This window comes from Cupriavidus sp. KB_39, assembly GCF_052114485.1.
Taxonomy (GTDB): domain Bacteria; phylum Pseudomonadota; class Gammaproteobacteria; order Burkholderiales; family Burkholderiaceae; genus Cupriavidus.
The window spans coordinates 35,554-51,654 of sequence record NZ_JBFREV010000017.1 but is presented as its reverse complement, the minus strand read 5'-3'; the positions used below and the strand labels follow the sequence as shown (position 1 = coordinate 51,654).

Annotated in this window: 13 protein-coding genes; all 13 read right to left on the bottom strand. The window is 71.6% G+C overall.

From position 1 onward, the window contains the following. Positions 1–194: 194 nt before the first annotated feature. The 13 genes from AB4Z27_RS14740 to AB4Z27_RS14680 all read right to left on the bottom strand — a co-directional run bounded on the left by AB4Z27_RS14740 (position 195) and on the right by AB4Z27_RS14680 (position 16,083). Positions 195–3,248 (bottom strand): AAA family ATPase, encoded by a 3,054-nt coding sequence (locus AB4Z27_RS14740; RefSeq protein WP_441644676.1) that lies wholly within the window; start codon positions 3,246–3,248, stop codon positions 195–197. Next, entirely contained in the window at positions 3,245–4,390 is a 1,146-nt protein-coding gene (locus AB4Z27_RS14735; RefSeq protein ID WP_092296244.1) for an exonuclease SbcCD subunit D, read from the bottom strand. The genes AB4Z27_RS14740 and AB4Z27_RS14735 overlap by 4 nt, the downstream gene beginning before the upstream one ends. A 119-nt stretch (positions 4,391–4,509) precedes the next feature. After that, complete coding sequence (locus tag AB4Z27_RS14730; protein ID WP_092296006.1) at positions 4,510–5,874, bottom strand: sigma 54-interacting transcriptional regulator; 1,365 nt, start codon at positions 5,872–5,874, stop codon at positions 4,510–4,512. Positions 5,875–5,896: 22 nt separating this feature from the next. Further along, positions 5,897–7,609, bottom strand: coding sequence for a TadG family pilus assembly protein (locus tag AB4Z27_RS14725; protein WP_441592665.1), 1,713 nt, complete (start codon positions 7,607–7,609; stop codon positions 5,897–5,899). A gap of 10 nt (positions 7,610–7,619) precedes the next feature. Further along, on the bottom strand, positions 7,620–7,946 hold the full coding sequence (locus AB4Z27_RS14720; protein WP_441644675.1) for a DUF3613 domain-containing protein: 327 nt from the start codon (positions 7,944–7,946) through the stop codon (positions 7,620–7,622). Continuing rightward, positions 7,943–8,740 (bottom strand): pilus assembly protein TadD, encoded by a 798-nt coding sequence (locus AB4Z27_RS14715; RefSeq protein WP_441644674.1) that lies wholly within the window; start codon positions 8,738–8,740, stop codon positions 7,943–7,945. Before AB4Z27_RS14715 ends, AB4Z27_RS14720 begins: the two co-directional genes overlap by 4 nt. Beyond that, positions 8,741–9,721 carry a type II secretion system F family protein gene (locus tag AB4Z27_RS14710; protein WP_441644696.1) on the bottom strand — a complete coding sequence of 327 codons (981 nt, stop codon included), beginning with the start codon at positions 9,719–9,721 and terminating at the stop codon, positions 8,741–8,743. 22 nt (positions 9,722–9,743) lie between these two features. Beyond that, positions 9,744–10,670, bottom strand: coding sequence for a type II secretion system F family protein (locus tag AB4Z27_RS14705; protein WP_441644695.1), 927 nt, complete (start codon positions 10,668–10,670; stop codon positions 9,744–9,746). 1 nt (position 10,671) lies between these two features. Next, entirely contained in the window at positions 10,672–11,988 is a 1,317-nt protein-coding gene (locus tag AB4Z27_RS14700) for a CpaF family protein (RefSeq protein ID WP_092296014.1), read from the bottom strand. Positions 11,989–12,018: 30 nt separating this feature from the next. Further along, positions 12,019–13,251: a pilus assembly protein gene (locus tag AB4Z27_RS14695; protein WP_441644673.1), complete on the bottom strand. Its 1,233-nt coding sequence runs from the start codon at positions 13,249–13,251 to the stop codon at positions 12,019–12,021. 4 nt (positions 13,252–13,255) lie between these two features. Further along, positions 13,256–14,617 (bottom strand): type II and III secretion system protein family protein, encoded by a 1,362-nt coding sequence (locus AB4Z27_RS14690; RefSeq protein WP_369823445.1) that lies wholly within the window; start codon positions 14,615–14,617, stop codon positions 13,256–13,258. A 73-nt stretch (positions 14,618–14,690) separates the two neighbouring features. After that, a complete protein-coding gene (gene cpaB / locus AB4Z27_RS14685) occupies positions 14,691–15,560 on the bottom strand; it encodes a Flp pilus assembly protein CpaB (RefSeq protein WP_092296023.1) in 870 nt (289 codons plus the stop codon). Positions 15,561–15,621: 61 nt separating this feature from the next. Further along, positions 15,622–16,083, bottom strand: a complete 462-nt coding sequence (locus AB4Z27_RS14680) for a TadE/TadG family type IV pilus assembly protein (RefSeq protein WP_441644672.1) — start codon at positions 16,081–16,083, stop codon at positions 15,622–15,624. Positions 16,084–16,101: the final 18 nt, after the last annotated feature.

Genomic DNA, 16,101 nt, shown 5'->3' with positions numbered 1-16,101 from the left:
GGTGTTGTCTTGGCGGCCGTCTGTGTGCGGCCATGAGTGCATCTGAAACCTGCGAATCCTGCTGAAAGTTCGCTATTCGAACTCCAATTCGCAGACTGAACAAAGGTTACACCCGGCGCGGAAACAGGGTCAAGGCGGCCGGTCCCGTGGCGGGCGATAATCGCACCCGCCCGCGAGGGGTGGCCGCCATCCCTTCAGGGTAGACGCAGCACGGCCTGACTGCCGCTCACACCGGGGCGTACCTCCAGCCGCACATCGATGCGCTCGCGCAACTCGGTCACGTGCGAAATGATGCCGACCAGCCGGCCCGCCTGCTGGAGGTCCAGCAGCGTGCGGATCGCAAAATCGAGGCTTTCCGGGTCCAGCGTGCCGAAACCTTCGTCCACGAACAGCGTGTCGAGCTGGATGCCGCCGGCGCGCGACTGCACCACATCGGCCAGCCCCAGCGCCAGCGACAGCGAGGCCAGGAACCCCTCCCCGCCAGACAGCGTATTGGCGGGCCGCGCGCTGCCGGTGTCATGGTCGAACACTTCGAGATCGAGCCCGCCCGCCACGCGCTGGTCGCCCTGCTCGCGCACGCGCTGCAAGGCGTAGCGGCCCCGGCTCATGCGCATCAGCCGCAGCGACGCCGCCTCGAGCACCTCGTCCAGCAGGGTCGCCAGCACAAAGCGCTGGAACGTCATGCGGCGCGGATTGTTGCCGTTGGCCACCTCCGAGAGCCGGCCCAGCACGGCGTAGCGCGCCTCCACATCGCGGCTGTCCTCGGCCAGCGCATCGAGCAGGGCCTGGCATTGCAGCAGCGCGTCGCGCGCGGCGGCGAGTTCGGTGCGCTGGCGGATGGCATCCTCCAACTGCACGGCCGCCGTGTCACGCGCAGCCAGCAGCGCGGGCAGGTCCGGCGCGGCGATGGCCTGGGCGATGGCGGCGGTGCGCGCGCGGTGCTCGGCAGCGGTGGCCAGATCGATATCGAAACGGCGCACGGCTTCGTCGAGTGTGGCGATGGCGTCCGGCGCGAGCGTGGCGGCGGCATAGGCCGTGACATCGGCGAACCCGGCCTGCGCCAGCGCATCGGCCAACTCGGTGTCGCACTGGACCGTACGCGCGTCGGCCTGGGCCACGTGCTGCTGGGCCGATGCCAGCGCGGCCTGGCTGCCGGAGAGCGTCGCCGCTGCCTGCCGGTCCGCAGCCTGTGCCACTTCCAACGCCGCTTCCAGCGCGCCGGCATGGCGGCGGGCCGCTTCGAGCGATGTGGCGATCACATCGGGATCGCGCGATTCGGCTGGCACCTGCGCGCTGGCGGCTTGCCATTCGCCCTCGCGCTTGGCCTGATCCTGCGCGGCGGCGCGCGCCTGCGCATCGGCGGCGCTGGCGGCAGCCTCGCTGGTGGCGAGCGCCGCCCGGCCCTGCGTGGCCGCCGCTTCCAGTTCCTGCGCTCGGCGCGCTGCCGCCTCCGCCTGCGTCACGGCGGCGGACAGTGCAGCCACGTCGGCCTCCAGCCGGCGCGCGCCGTCTTCCGAACCATCGTCGATCGATTCAGCGATATCGGCCAGCCGCTGCTGGGCCTGCGCGACGTCCGCATCGGCCTTCTGGCGTGCCGCCGTGGCCTCGGCGAGTGCCTCGTCGGCACGCTGGAGCGCGGCGCGGCTCGCGTCGAGGTCGTCATCGGTCACCAGCGCCAGCACCTGCTGCGCCAGCGCCGGGTGATCGGTGCCGCCGCACACCGGGCAGGCATCGCCACGATGCAGCCCGGCAGCCAGCCGCGCGGCCTGTCCCACGCGCCAGGCGGCTTCCGACTGCGCCAGCGCGGCCCGCGCGKTGTCGCGTGCGGCGGTGGCCCGGGTCCATTGCGTCTGGGCAGCCGTCTGCGCCGCGCGCAGCGGCGGCAGGGCAACTTCCACCTGTCGATATTTGCCGATGCGCGCCAGGCGCTCGCGCGCGTTGTCGCGCTGCAGCCGCGTGACGTCGAGCGGGGCCGCCGTGGCGCGCGCCTGCGCCAGCGCCTCGTCCAGCGCCTGCTGGCGCTTGGTGCCGGCATCCAGCGCCGCCACAGCCTTGGCGTGCGCCGCCTGCGCGTGGGTCAGGGTGGCATTGGCCTGCGCCAGCGCGTGTTGCAGCAGGCCAAGCTGCCGCGCACGCGGCAGCAGGTCTTCCAGCGTCCTCGCGCTCCGCTGCGCCGCCTGCCGTTCCTCGGCGCGGGCCAGTTCGGCACGCAGGGCGACGGTGGCGGCATCCGCCTCGAGCCGGGCGCGCGCGGCGGCGGCCTCGGCCCGGGCCAGCGCCTCGCGGGAGGCGCCCTGCTCGCGGCGCGCCGCCTCAGCATTGCGCGCCACCGGGGTCATGTGCGCCGCGCGCTGGGCCGCCCGCAGCCGGGCGCGCTCCAGATCCATGGCCGGCGTACGGGCGCTCAGGCGCGCGTGCGTGGCCTCGGCCTCCTGCCACGCCGTGCGCTGCGCCTGTTCCATCTCGCCCTTGCGCAGCGACGCCTGCGCCGCTTCGCTCGCGGCGCGCGCCAGCGCTTCACGCTGCTGCAAGCCCAGCAGCGCCTCCTGCTGCGTGGCGATGCGCTCCGCGAGCGCCTCCGTCGACGGCAGCGTGTACTGCTCCAGCAGCGTGCGGCGGCGCAGCCCGATCTCGTCGGCCTCGCGCCGGATGCCTGCCGCCTGATCCTTGAGGTGCTCCTCCACGCGGCGATACAGCTCGGTACGGAACAGCCGCTCCAGAATCGCCTGCCGCGCGCGCGAGTCCGCCGTCAGCAGTTCGCGGAAGCGCCCCTGCGGCAGCACGATCACCTGCCGGAACTGCGCGCTGTCGAAGCCGAGCAGGTCGCGCACGGCATCGCCCACGCGGTTCGGCTGGGTCGCCTTGCTCCGCCAGCCGTCGTCCATCATCACGTCGAGCTGCGCCTTGGCGGCCTCCTTGACGAAGCCGCCGGCCGCGCGCTGGCTCGGCCGGTCCTGCGTGGGCGAGCGCGTGACCCGGTAGCGCGTGGCGCCCAGGCAGAATTCCAGCGTGACTTCGGTACGCAGCGCCGGATCGGCGTTGGCGCTGCGCATGTCCTGCGGGTTGCGCTCGCCGCCCGAGGTGTCGCCGTACAGCGCGAAGCAGATCGCGTCGAGCAGCGTGGTCTTGCCCGCGCCCGTGGGGCCGTGGATCAGGAAGAACGCCTGATCGCCCAGCTTTGTGAAGTCGATGGTCTCCGTGGCCGCGAACGGGCCGAATGCCTGGAGCGTCAGGTGCAGCGGTTTCATGCCGATTCCCTTTCCGCCGCGGCCATGTCGGCCAGCAGGTCGTCCAGCGTCCGGCGCTGATCGCCGTCAAGATCCGCGTCCGCTACCTCGCGGAAGAAGTTGGCGAACAGCGTGCCCGTATCGAGTTCCCGCAACTGCCGCCCCGCCGCGCTGGCCTGCCCGGTGCGCGCCAGCACCGTGCGCTCCATCGCCAGCGCATTCGGGTAGACCTGGCGCAGCCGCGCCATCGGGTCCAGCAGCGCGCCGGTATCGGACAGCACTGCATAGATATAGTCGTCGCGGCGCGGGTCGTCCATGCCCTGCGCCAGCAGCGTGGCCAGTTCGCCCTGGAGCACGCGCAGGTCGCGCAGCGGCTGGAGGGCGATCGGCTCGATCGTCACCTGCCCGGCGCCGTCTATCTCCACCAGCGACACCGACTTCATGTGCTCGGTTTCCGACAGCGAGTACTTGAGCAGCGAGCCCGAGTAGTGCACCCGCTCGCCGATGGTCTGGGGCCGGTGCAGGTGACCGAGCGCGACGAAATCGAAGCCGGCGAACACCTCCGCCGCCACCGCCCCGCTGCCGCCGACGGAAAGCGGCCGCTCCGACTCGCTCACCGTCCCGCCCACCACGAAGGCGTGGGCCACCGCCACGGCGCGCACACCGGCCGGATGGGTGGCGCGGATGGCCGCCAGCTGTGCCTGAAGCGCCGCTTCGTGGCTGGGCAGGTCCAGCCCGAGCGCATCGCGCACGGCGGCCGGCTCCGCGTAGGGCAGCGCATAGATGCGCACTTCGCCRTCGGCGTCGTGCAGCGTCACGCAACTGGCCTGCGGCCCGGTGCGCCCCGCCACGTGCAGCCCCTGCGCGGCCATCAGGCGAGCGCCGAAGCCGAGCCGGTGCGCGCTGTCGTGATTGCCGGCGATCATCACCACGGGCACGCCCGCCTCCACGACGATGCGCGCCAGCACGTCGTCCAGCAGCGCCACGGCCTCGGGCGGTGGCACGGCGCGGTCGTAGACATCGCCCGCGATCAGCACGGCGTCTGGCCGTACGTCACGGACCAGCGCGACGAACTGGTCGAGCACATGAGCCTGGTCTTCGAGCAGGCTGCGGGCGTGGAACAGCCGACCAAGATGCCAGTCGGCGGTGTGGAGAAAACGCAATCTGAATCCTTCGGCGCCGTGGCGCGAGAAGCACGGCCGGGCCGCGCGGTCCCGCATCATAACGTTGCAGCCCCCGGCGCCGCATCCCCCTGTATCCCCTCCCCTGTGTGGTCGCTGCCTCAGGCCGGCTCCGCTTCGCTGTCGGCGATCTGGTACTTGCGCATCTTCTCCCACAGCACCTTGCGGCTGATGCCGAGGCAGGCGGCGGTGTCCTGCCGGCGCCAGCCGTTGGCGTCCAGCGCCGCGATGATGCGGCGGCGCTCCTCGGCGTCGCCACGCGGGTCGGCGCGCTCGGTGCCGTCGAAGGCACCCGGGCGCAGCGCGCGGAACAGCGGGCGGATGCGTTCCTCGTCCCAATGGCCGCACTGCTGCACGGTGATGCCGATCCGCTCGGCCAGGTTGCGCAGCTCCCGCACATTGCCGATGAAGAACGCCGTGCCTACGGCGCCGCGCAGCCAGTCCGGCAGCGGCGGCAGGGCGTCGAAGCCGGCCGGGCCGAGCATATGGCGCAGGAAGGASACCAGCAGGCCCACCTTGTCCGCCGCGCCACGGTCCTCCAGGCTGGGGATGCGCAGCTCGATCACGGCCAGCCGGAAATAGAGGTCGGCGCGGAAGCGGCCCTGGCTCACCGCCTCGCGCAGGTCCTTGTTGGTGGCCGCCACGAGCCGGAAGTCCAGCTTCACCGGCATGGTCGATCCCAGCCGCGTCAGCGCGTTTTCCTCCAGMACCCGCAGCAGCTTGACCTGCTGGAACAGCGGCAAATCGCCGATTTCATCGAGGAACAGCGTGCCGCCGGTGGCCTGCTCGAAGTAGCCCCGGTGGGCGAACATCGCCCCCGTGAACGCGCCCTTGGCGTGGCCGAAGAACTGGGACTCGAACAGCCCGTCCGGAATCGCCCCGCAGTTCACGGCGACGAACGGCCCCTTGCCGTAGCGGGTATTGCGCTCGTGGAACAGCCGCGCGATGCGCTCCTTGCCGGCGCCAGTCTCGCCGTACAGCATCACGTTGCTGCCGAAGTCCGCGTAGGTGTCGACGTGCGACATCAGCTGCAGCATGGCCGGCGAGCCGGCGACGAGGTCGGCCACGTCCGGGCCGGTAGCGGCGGCGGCCAGCAGTTGCGGCATCAGCTTGCCGATCTGCGTGCGCAGGTCGGCGCCGGTGAAGTCGTGCGGCAGGATGTGCGCGTACTCGGGCGGAAAGCGGCCGGGGTCGACTTCCCGGTCCGGCGCGCCCACCCAGATCACCGGCATGCCGTGSGCGGCCTCCCAGTCGAGCGTGAACTTGGCCGCGCCGATGGCCGAGGCGCTGATSACRGCGATGCACGGCTTCACGCGCGGCTCGGCSGGCAGCGCGTCCAGCGCGCCGGCGCGGATCACCTCCACGCCCAGCGGCGTCAGGAAGCGCGCCACGCGGTCGGCAATCTCGTATTTGCCTTCCCAGACATAGACTTCCAGGGTCTCGTAGGCCCAGCGGTCGGCTTTCATGATGGTTCGCTTCAGTAGACCTTCAGTAGACCAGTTCGGCGTTGTTGCAATCGACCCCGTTCAGCCACAGGTCGGCATTGCCGAGCCGGATGCCGAGCGTGGACGTCAGCGGGATAAGCAGGGCGTCCAGCAGGCCCGCGATGGGAGGCAGCAGGGCATCGAGCAAGGCCCCGACGTTCAGCGGGATGCCCAGCACGCCAAGGCCCACCGTCACATCGGGGTTGAGGTTGCGGACCATGTCCGTGATGGCGCGGGACAACGGCTTGGTCGATGACGTGGTGGCGCTGCCGCCCGGCGCCAGCACCACGTCGTTGAGCGGGTTCATCGGCGTGACATCCGGCTTGGGATTGGCGACGACCCTGGTCGACAGCACGCCGGCAAGCACCTTCACCGAGGCCAGCTCCACCACCGTCGCCGCCGGCGCGCACTGCGGCTTCGCCCCATCGGCCACGCAGGTGGTCAGCACGTCCGGGATCACGTTGACCGTGGCGCGCCGCTGCGCCGGGTTGGCCGCGCACTGGACGTTGGTCAGGTCGCCCCGCGCCTGCCCCACGCGCACCCAGACCGGCAGGTTGACGTCTGCGCTGGCCAGCCCCAGCACGGGCAGATTGGCCTTCACCGCCAGCCACAGCCCCAGTTGCGCCGTGGTGGCCGTGGTCTGCCACGTGCCGCCGGGCAACTGCCGCGCCGGCCCCACCGCCACCTGCGGCGGCTGCACGATATAGAGCTTGCCGCCCACCGAGCCGAGGCCGACGTTGACCGAGATCTTGTCCAGGTCGATCGCACTGGTCCCGCGCGCCACGTAGGCCGCCGTGGTCAGCAGCGAGGCCACGTTCACGGCCACCTCCGCCGCCGACGAGGCCGCCGGCGTGAGCACGCCCAGATCGAGCATCTTCGCCAGCGTCACCGTGGTGCCAATCCCGCTCACCCCCAGCTGCGTCACCGGGCTGCCAAGCGCCGCGTTCAGCAGCGCGCTCTTGCCCGCCGCGCCGAGCACCAGCGCGTAGAACTGCTGGATCGACAGCGTGGCGTTGAGCAGCTGGTCGATGGTGCCCACGCCGGCTTGCAGGCGAAGCTGCTCCAGCGTGACRTTGGCGCCGACCAGCCCGCTCCAGTCCAGCACGGACAGGGTCACCGTGTTGCCGAGCAGCAGGCCGAGCATGCCGCTGGCCGTGGAGACGTCGAGCACGCCGCTGCCGAGCGTGAACGACGCCACGGGCGGGCTGCCGGCCGCGATGGCCTCCGCGCGCAACTGCCGGGATGCCGTGCCAGGCAGCACGAACAGCACCGGCACCGTGTAGGTGGCCTGCACGCGCACCGCGTTGGGCGAGACGGTGGCGGCCGGATAGGCGGCGTTGAAGTGGCGCACGCTGTCGCCGTTGGCCGGGTTGGCCGGGTCCCACAGGCCCAGGCAAGCGCGCAGGCCATCGGCGCCGCCGCCGGCCACATCGGCGCAATTGGCGCTCACGCCCGACGCATAGCCGTTCTGCGCCGCCGCCGCCGTCACGCTGCCGAGCACGCTGGCCGTGGTGGTGGGCAGGTCGGCGGCCCGCTTGAGTTGCTGCGCGCCCGAGAGCGCGGCCAGATCGACCATCTTCTGCAACTGGCGCTGGCTGTAGAACACATGGCCGACGTCGATCGACACCAGCGCGGCTACGCCGACCGTGGCGATCAGCAGCGCCGCCATCAGGCTGACGGCGCCGCGCGCGTGGCGATGGGCTCGGAGCGGACGCATGGCCGTGGCCTTACTGCCCGTTGGGCACGGCKGGCGTACCGCTGCCGGCGCCGCCGCGCAGTGGGCTGCCGGTGGCCTGGCTGGTGAAAAACTCCGGCAGCTCGTAGCGGAAGCTGCGCATATATCGCTCATAGCCGATGGCGGCCTGCTCGCCGCCGAGCGGGATCGCCGCGCCGGCCTGCGAGCCGTTGCGCTGGATCTCCAACAGCGTGCGCGTCTGCTGGCCGACCGGGAGTTGGGCGGTCGTTGGCTGGGGGGCGGCGGGCTGGGCCGATACCGGCGCGGCGATCAGCAGCGCCAGCAGCGCCACGACACTGGAAAATCGACGGATGGTCATTGTGCGGCTCCTGAAGCAGCGATGGCGATGGCGTTGGCCGGGGCCAGCAGCGCCAGCGGCTTGGTGGCGGGCGTGCGCTCGCGGGCCAGCGCCGCGCGGGCGACTCGGTCGCCTTCCTTGCGGATGGCGGTCCGCGTGGTCTCGGGCATGGCGGCCCGCTGCATCATCGCGTTGGCCTCGGCGCGCTTGCCGCTCGCCCACAGCCATACCGCCGCATTGCTGACGATGCGGGGGTTGCTGCCGTCCAGCTGCAGCGCCTGCATCACCGGAATGCGCGCGTCCTGCAGCGCGCCGCCGCGCATCAGCGCGTAGCCGAGGTCGTTGGCCACCTGCGGGTTCACCGGATCGAGCGTGGCGGCCTGCCGCAGCGAAACGGCGGCGCGCACGAAATCGCCCTGCCGTCCCAGCACCAGTCCGATGCCGTGATGCGCGGCGGCGGCGCGGTCGGTGCTCAGCAGCTCGCGGTAGGCGGCCAGCGCCGCGTCGTCCTGGCCGGTCTCGCGCAGCGCGGCGGCGCGCATCAACTGCACGCCCGGCTGGGTGCCGAAGCGCCGCTGGAAGGCGTCGATATGCGCCAGCGAGGCGAAATACAGCCCCTCCTGCTGCATCCGGGCGATCAGGCCGAGGTAGACGGCCTGGTCGTTGTACTCGGCGCGGGCCTCCTTGTCGCGCAGCTTGGCCAGCGCGATCTGCGCCTCCGCCTGCTGCGCCAGCGCCTCGGCGCTCTGCTGGCTCTGGCTCGCGCAGCCCGCCAGCAGCAGTGTCACGACCATGGCGATCATCGGTTTCGTCATTCAGTGCCCTCCGTTCATGCGCGCCAGCATGCGAATCACGCCCAGGAAGCCCGGGCCGGCGGTGAGGATCAGCAGCACCGGCAGCAGGCTGACCACCATCACGCCGGTCATCTTCACCGTGAGCCGGCCGATCTTGTCCTTCATGCGCGCCTTGCGCGCSGTCTGCAGCCGCTCGCCGAACTGGCGCAGCGGCTCCTGCACSGCSCCGCCGTGGCGGTCCACCTGCGTCAGCAGCGTGATCAGGCCCTTGAGGTCTTCATCGTCGAACAGCTTGCCGATGCGCTGCAGCGTCTGCTCGCGCGAGCGGCCCGAGGCGAACTGCTGGTTCGCGCGCTGCAACTCGGGGCCGAGCACGTGCAGCATGCTGCCGAACTCGACCACGATGATCTGGAGGCTCTGGTCGATGGACAGCCCCACGCCCTGCAGGAGCCGCAGCATGTCGATCAGCACCGGCAGTTCGTCCGCCACCCGCGCCAGCCGCTGCTTCGCGCGGCGGCGCAGGGCCAGCTTGGGCAGCAGGAAGCCCACCGCGAAGGTGACGAAGCCCCAGCCGATGGCCCCCGCCAGCGACACCGGCAGCCGCCAGGCGAAGACCGCCAGCGCCAGCGCAACGGGCACCGCCACGCGCAGCCCGCCAAACACTGCGCGCGGACGCACGCCGTAGTAGCCGCACTGCTCCAGCAGCCGCTGTTCCTCGGCGGTGATCACGGCGCGGCCCAGCTTCGAGCTGAGCCAGATCTCGCCGAAGCGTGCGCCCGGCGTAGCGGGATCGGGCGATGCGGCAGGCGCTGTCGCGGGCGCGGCGGCCGGTGGCGAAGYTGGCGTGGCCGCTGCGCGTGCCGCCTGCCGGTCCAGCGCGGCGTCCAGCGTGCGCGTGGTGGCGCGGCGCTGGCGCCATTGCCGCACCAGCGGCCACGCGAGCAGCCCCGCCGCCCCGGCGGCGGCCAGCAGGCTCATCGAGAGCAGGGTCGTCATGTCGATMGTCATGCCCATGCGCGCGCCCTCATATCGACTTGGCCAGCCGATACAGCAGGAGGGCGCCGACCACCTCCAGCCCCAGCGCGGTCAGCAGCATCGCCTTGCCCATCGGGTCGCGCCACATCAGCAGGATGTAGCCGGCGTTCATCACGAACAGGCCGCCGGCCACCACCAGCGGCAGCAGTCCCAGCACCCACGCCGACAGCCGCGTCTCCGCCGACAGCGCCATCAGCTCGCGCTGCGCTTCCTCGCGGTCGCGCATGAAGGTGGCGGTGCGCTCCATCACCACATCGGCCCGGCCGCCGTAGCGCACGGACAGGCGCAGCACCGACGACACGATCACSAGTTCGGMSAGGTCATAGGCGCGGCCCACCATCAGCACCGCCTGRTCGAGTTCCTTGCCGGCGCGCTGGAGGTGGATGGCCTGCACCAGGCACTGGCGCAGCGGCGCCTCGGTGTTCGCCACGGAGTTCTGGAAGGCGGCCGGCACGCTGCTGCCGATGGTCATCAGCCGCACCACGCCATCGAGAAAGCCGGGCAACTGGCGCAGCATCTTCTCGCGCACGCGCCGGATGCGCACCCAGAGCAGGAARGCCGCCAGCGCCACGCCCGTCACCAACATCGCSCCCGCGCCCASCGCRCCGCCSATCAGGCCGCCGAACAGCACCAGCGTGGCCACCGGGGYGCCCCAGCGCAGCGCCGTGGCGCGCGTSGGCGCGAGGTCGGCGCGGCGCAACAGGTCGGTCCCGCGGCGGCGCAGGTCGCGCGCGCCGGCTTGCGGGGCCGGGTCGGCGGCGGTGGCGTAGCGCGCCCGCACCTGCTCGGTCTGGGCGGTGAGATGGGCGCGCGCGTGCTCCGCCTGCCCGCGCGCGCGGGCCGTGGCGAGCAGCAGCAGCCCGGTGCCGAGCAGCACCAGGGCGATGGAGGCGATGAGCAGGCCGGCGACCGCCATGTCAGAGGTCGAACCGGTCATCGAGCCCGAAGTTCGCGGGCCGCATGCGCGCGAGCTTGGGCGAGTGCGGCAGGATGCCGAGCGACTGCCAGCGGTCGCCCTCGGTGCCGTCCGCGTTCTGCACCGGCTCGTGCCGGTAGAGTTCCTGCGTGGAGATGATGTTGTCGCCCAGGCCGGTCACCTCGGTAATCGACAGGATGCGGCGCTTGCCGCTCGACAGCCGCCCGATCTGCACGATGAAGTCGATGGCGTTGGCGATCTGCCGGCGCAGGCTCACCTCGCTGCCCTGGAAGCCGGCGAAGCCGGCCAGCATTTCCAGCCGGTACAGGCATTCGCGCGGGCTGCTGGCGTGGATCGTGCCCATCGAGCCATCGTGCCCGGTGCTCATGGCCTGGAGCATCTCCAGCACCTCGCCGCCGCGCACTTCGCCCACGATGATGCGGTCTGGCCGCATGCGCAGGCTGTTGCGCAGCAGGTCGCGGATGGTGACCGTGCCGGTCCCCTCGAAGCCGCCGGGCCGGCTCTCCAGCCGCACCACGTGCGGGTGGTTGAGCGCCAGCTCGGCGGTGTCCTCGATGGTGATCACACGCTCCGTGGCCGGCACGAAGGTGGCCAGCGCGTTGAGCAGCGAGGTCTTGCCCGAACTGGTGCCGCCGCTGACCAGGATGTTGCAGCGGGCGCGCACGGCGGCGTCCAGCAGCTCGCTGATCTCCGGGCTCATGGTGCCCAGCGCCTGCAGGTCGGCCGGCGTCAGCGGGTCCTTGCGGAACTTGCGGATGGACACCACCGGGCCTTCCAGCGCCAGCGGCGGGATGATCACGTTGATGCGCCCGCCGTCCGGCAGGCGCGCATCCACCATCGGATTGGACTCGTCCAGCCGCCGGCCAATCGGCGCCAGGATGCGGCGCACGATGCGCAGCAGGTGTCCGCCATCGGCAAAACGCACCGGAATCCGCTCCAGCACGCCGTGGCGCGACACGTAGACGTCCAGGTGCCCATTCACGAGGATGTCTTCCACGGCCGGGTCGTTGAGCAGGTCCTCGATGGGGCCGAAGCCGGCCAGCTCCTTGGTCAGCGCCTCGGCCATCTGGCGCAGCTCGGCCTCGTTGATCGGGATGCGGCGCAGCCGGGTGAAGCTCTCCAGCTCCAGGTCCACGAACCGATGAATCGCCGTGCGCGACCATCGGCCGAACTCGGCGCCGAGTTCCTCGATGCGCGTGAGCAGGTGTTCGTGCGCCGCTTCCTTGATCGTGTGGAACTCCTGCGAGACAGGAAACGGTGCGGCGGCGTTGTCCGAAAATTCGATCGCTTGGGTCATGTCAGTTCCAGCTTGATTCCAGCTTCCTGATCAGGTGCCGGTGCGGACGGCGCGCAGCGCCTCCGGCAGCCTGTCCTTCATCCGCGCCAGGATGCTGCGTGCCTCGCCCGGCGCGGCGGCRTAGCCCAGCCGCGCCATCAGCGTGCCCAGCGCGCGCACGTAGGGGTCTGCCGCGTCGTCGTCCGCCAGCACCGCGCCCCGGTTGGCCGCGCGCAGCAGCGCGCCGCGCCGTTCCGGCAGGGTGCYGACCGATGCCACACCCACCCGTTCGGCCACCTGCGCGGCGTCCACGCCCAGYTGCGGGTCGAAGCGGGACACCAGCAGGTGCAGGTCGTCCCGCTCGATCTCACGCTTGCGCAGCTCCTGCACCAGCTCCACGGCGGAGACGATGGCGCCCACGCTCTGCTCGGTGACGATCACCACGGCATCGGCCGCCTTGACGATCTGGGCCATGAACTCGGCATTGGAGAAGCCGCCGAGGTCCACCACCTGGAGGTCGAAGAAGGCGCGCAGGCGGTCCAGCAGGGTCAGGGCCTCCGAGTACGAGACATCGCGCAGCTCGGACAGCGTGCCCGGCAGCGGCAGCACGGACACGCCGTTGGCGTGGCGCGCCAGCGCGGTGCGCACGAACACCTGATCGAAGCGGCGCAGGTTGCGCACCGCCTCGGCGAAATGAAATTCGGGGGCGATATTGAGGTACAGCGCGCCGTCGCGCGCCGGCAGGCCGAGGTCGAGCAGCAGCACCTCGCTGGCGCYGCGCTGGCGCACCGCCGCCGCGAGGTTCACGGCGGCGCTGGTCACGCCCACGCCCTGACGCGCGCCCAGCATCGCCACCACCTTGCCGTGCCGCGCCGGCTCCACGGCGCGAACGTCGGTGCGCAGCGCGGCGCGCGGCACCATCAGCCGCTGCACGGCGCCCTTGGCCTGCGTGGTGGCGCCGTGCAGGTCGATAAAGTCCCGCACGCCGGCGCGCAGCGCGGCCAGCATGGTGTCCGGCTCGGTGGCGTGGCCCACGGCCACCAGCGGCACCTGCGGGAACAGGCGCGTCACCTGTTCGGCCAGGCGCGTCGAGGCCACCGCGTGCGGCGCCGTGAAATCGAGAAACACCAGTCCGGGCCGGAGCGCGCTGATCTGGTCGGCAACCGCCTCCTGCGAGCTGGCCTCCACCACCAGCGTGCCRAGCCCCACCAGCGCGCCGGCCAGCCAGTGGCGCACRTCRTCGCGCGCGGTGTTGAGCAGGAAGACCTCGGTCTGGGCGTCCATGGTCTTACCTCGAGAAGCCGGGCAGCGTGGGGTCGGCGAACTCGCCGAGCATGAAGCGGCCCCAGACGTTGGGGTCGCTGCTGGTGCGGCCGTCGTCGCCACCCACGCCCGCCACCGCCGGCGCATCCTTGGCCAGCGGCTTCACCAGATGCGGCGTGACGACGATCATCAGCTCGCGGTCCTCCTGATGGAAGTTCAGGTTCTTGAAGAAGCTGCCGAGGATCGGCAGGTCGCCCAGAAACGGAATCTTGCTGACGTTGCTGACCGTGTTGCGGCTGACCAGCCCGCCGATGACGAAGCTCTCGCCATCGCCGAGCTCCACGGTGGTGTCCGCCCGGCGCGTGACGATGGCCGGCACCGACGCGCCGTTGATCTGGATGCCGCGCGAGGGGTCGAGGTCGCTGGCCTCGGGCGCCACCTTCAGCGCGATGCGCTGGCCGGACAACACCGTCGGCGACACCGTCAGCCCGATGCCGAACGGCTTGAACTGGATGGTGGTGGTGCCCAGCGCCTGCGGCACCGGAATCGGGATCTCGCCGCCGGCCAGGAAGCTGGCGCTCTGCCCGGACAGCGCCACCAGGCTCGGCTCGGCCAGCACGCGCACCATGCCGTTGGCCTCCAGCAGGCTCAGGTTGGCGAAAATGCCCTTCGAGGCCGACGCGGCGATCAGGTTGAACGCGCTGCTGATCGGCGACACCATCTCGCCGGCCGTGCCCACGCCGGACGTGAAATCGACCTTGGTCAGCGACGACGGGCTGAACTGCGCGAACGTGAAGCCGCCCTTGTTGCGGATGAAGTTGAGGCCCACCTCCTTGAGCACGGTCTTGCTGATCTCCACCACCTTCACATCGACCTGCACCGTGCCCGAGACCGGCAGCGTGGAGCGATCGACGACCACGCCACCCGGCTTGCCGTCGGCTCCGCTTGCTGTCCCACCTACTGCGGCGCGGGCGGCCTGCTGGGCCCGGTACGCGGCGGCGGCGTCCGGCGACTGGCCGCTGATGGTGGCGCCGGCCGCCGAGACATCGACCTGCGCGCCATCGGCGTCGGCCGCCACGGCGTCCACCCGCACCGTGTAGCTGACCGGGGCGGCGTTGCGGGTCCAGAGCTTGAGGTCGGTGGCGCCGGGCTTCTTCGCCACCACGAGCACGCTGGGCGGGCCGTCGCGATGCTTGAGCAGCAGCGCGTCCGCCACGGCGGGGTTGCCCACCGCCACGCGCTCCAGCGGCTGGCCGGGGCGGATTTCCTGCTGCGCGCCGGCCAGCAGCCGCAGCGTGCGGGGGGCTGGCGGCGACTCCTGCGCCGGGGCGCGGGCGGGCAGCAGCGCCGCGCCGGCGGCCAGCGCGAGCGCCATCGCCAGAATCATCCTTCTATATAGATAGGCCTCGGGGCGTGCGAGGGCGCGGTAACGCGTGGGGGTGGGCATGCCGTGGGGTCCGTTATTCGATGTCTCGGCGGCCGGCGCGGATCATCTCCACGCCGCTTCGGGTGTCGTTCGATGCCGGCCGCGCCACGGCGGGGGCTGGCATGGAGGGGGCAATGGGTGCCACGGCCTGCGCCGCAGGCCGCACCGGCCCCGTGCCGACCAGCCTTGCCAGCGGCTCGGCGAGCAGGCCATCGCCTGGCATGGTCTCGTCCCTGGGGTTGCGCAGCGCCAGCGTCAGGCGTCCGGCCTGCTGCGCCATGACCAGCTTGCTGACCTGTTCCAGCGGCACCGAAAGCACCGCCGTCTTGGCGCCCTCGCGGCGGGCCATCATCTGCTCGCCGCCCTCGGCTCGCTTCGCCTCGTTGACCGCGCTGGCGCCGTAGGCCAGCACGCGCAGCCGGGAGAGCAGCATGCGCGCCTGGCTGTCGGCAATTTCCTGGCTGTCGCGGCGCAGGACGACGAAGACATCGACATAGTCGCCCGGCTGCACCTGATGRCCGACGCCGATCACCTCGTCCACCGCCACCGCCATGGCGCGCTGGCCCTCGGGCACCTGACGCGCCAGCCCGGCCAGCAACTGGCCTTCGAGCACGGGCACRTTGGCGCCGAGCGCCACCACGGGCACCTGSCCGGTCACGCGCGCTACGTCCTGGTAGGCGCCGGTCGGGTCGATCGGCAGTTGCATGACCTTGAGCGCGTCGGCGGGCAGCGGCTTGCCGGCCTCCACCGCGCGCGTGGTGACCACCACGGCATGCATGGGCGCGGCGCCCTGCACCGGCTGCGGCACCGCGGCCTGACGCGCCACCTGCCAGGCCAGCAGCGCCAGCAGCGCCGCCAGCACCAGCAGCGCGACGGCCGCCATCCGTATCTGCCTGCTGTTCATGTGGGTGCTCCGGGTGTCATCGACATGGCTGGGTTCTCGGAATTCTTCTCGGCGATCGTTCTCAGATGTCTGGGGAGATCTGCACCACGGCCGAACCGGTCAGCGTGGCGGGCACCSGCACCAACGGCACGCTGGGCAGGAGCGAYGTAGTGGGCAGGTTCAGCGTGACGCGCACGCAGGTGGTACCGGCCGGGGCGGAGCAGGCGACGGCCTGCGCGACATCGGCGGCGGGCACCAGCGTGGCGAGGGAATCGGGCAGCGTGGCGCGCGCGGCCTGCGCCGCGGCGGACACCCGCAGGTCGATGGTGGTGGCGAGCGTGCCCCCGTTCGACGTCAACGGATAACGCAGCGCGGCCCGCGCGCCTTCCTCGGCGGCGAGCGTGAGCACCTGCTGCAGCGCGAGCACCATGCCGTAGTACACGATGCCCAGCACCAGCGTCAGCAGGAGCGGGAACACAATCGCGAACTCGAGCGCCGCCACCCCCATGTGGCCGCGTCGGGTCGCCTTCGCCCGTAATGACATGCTTCACCCGGTCTCTTC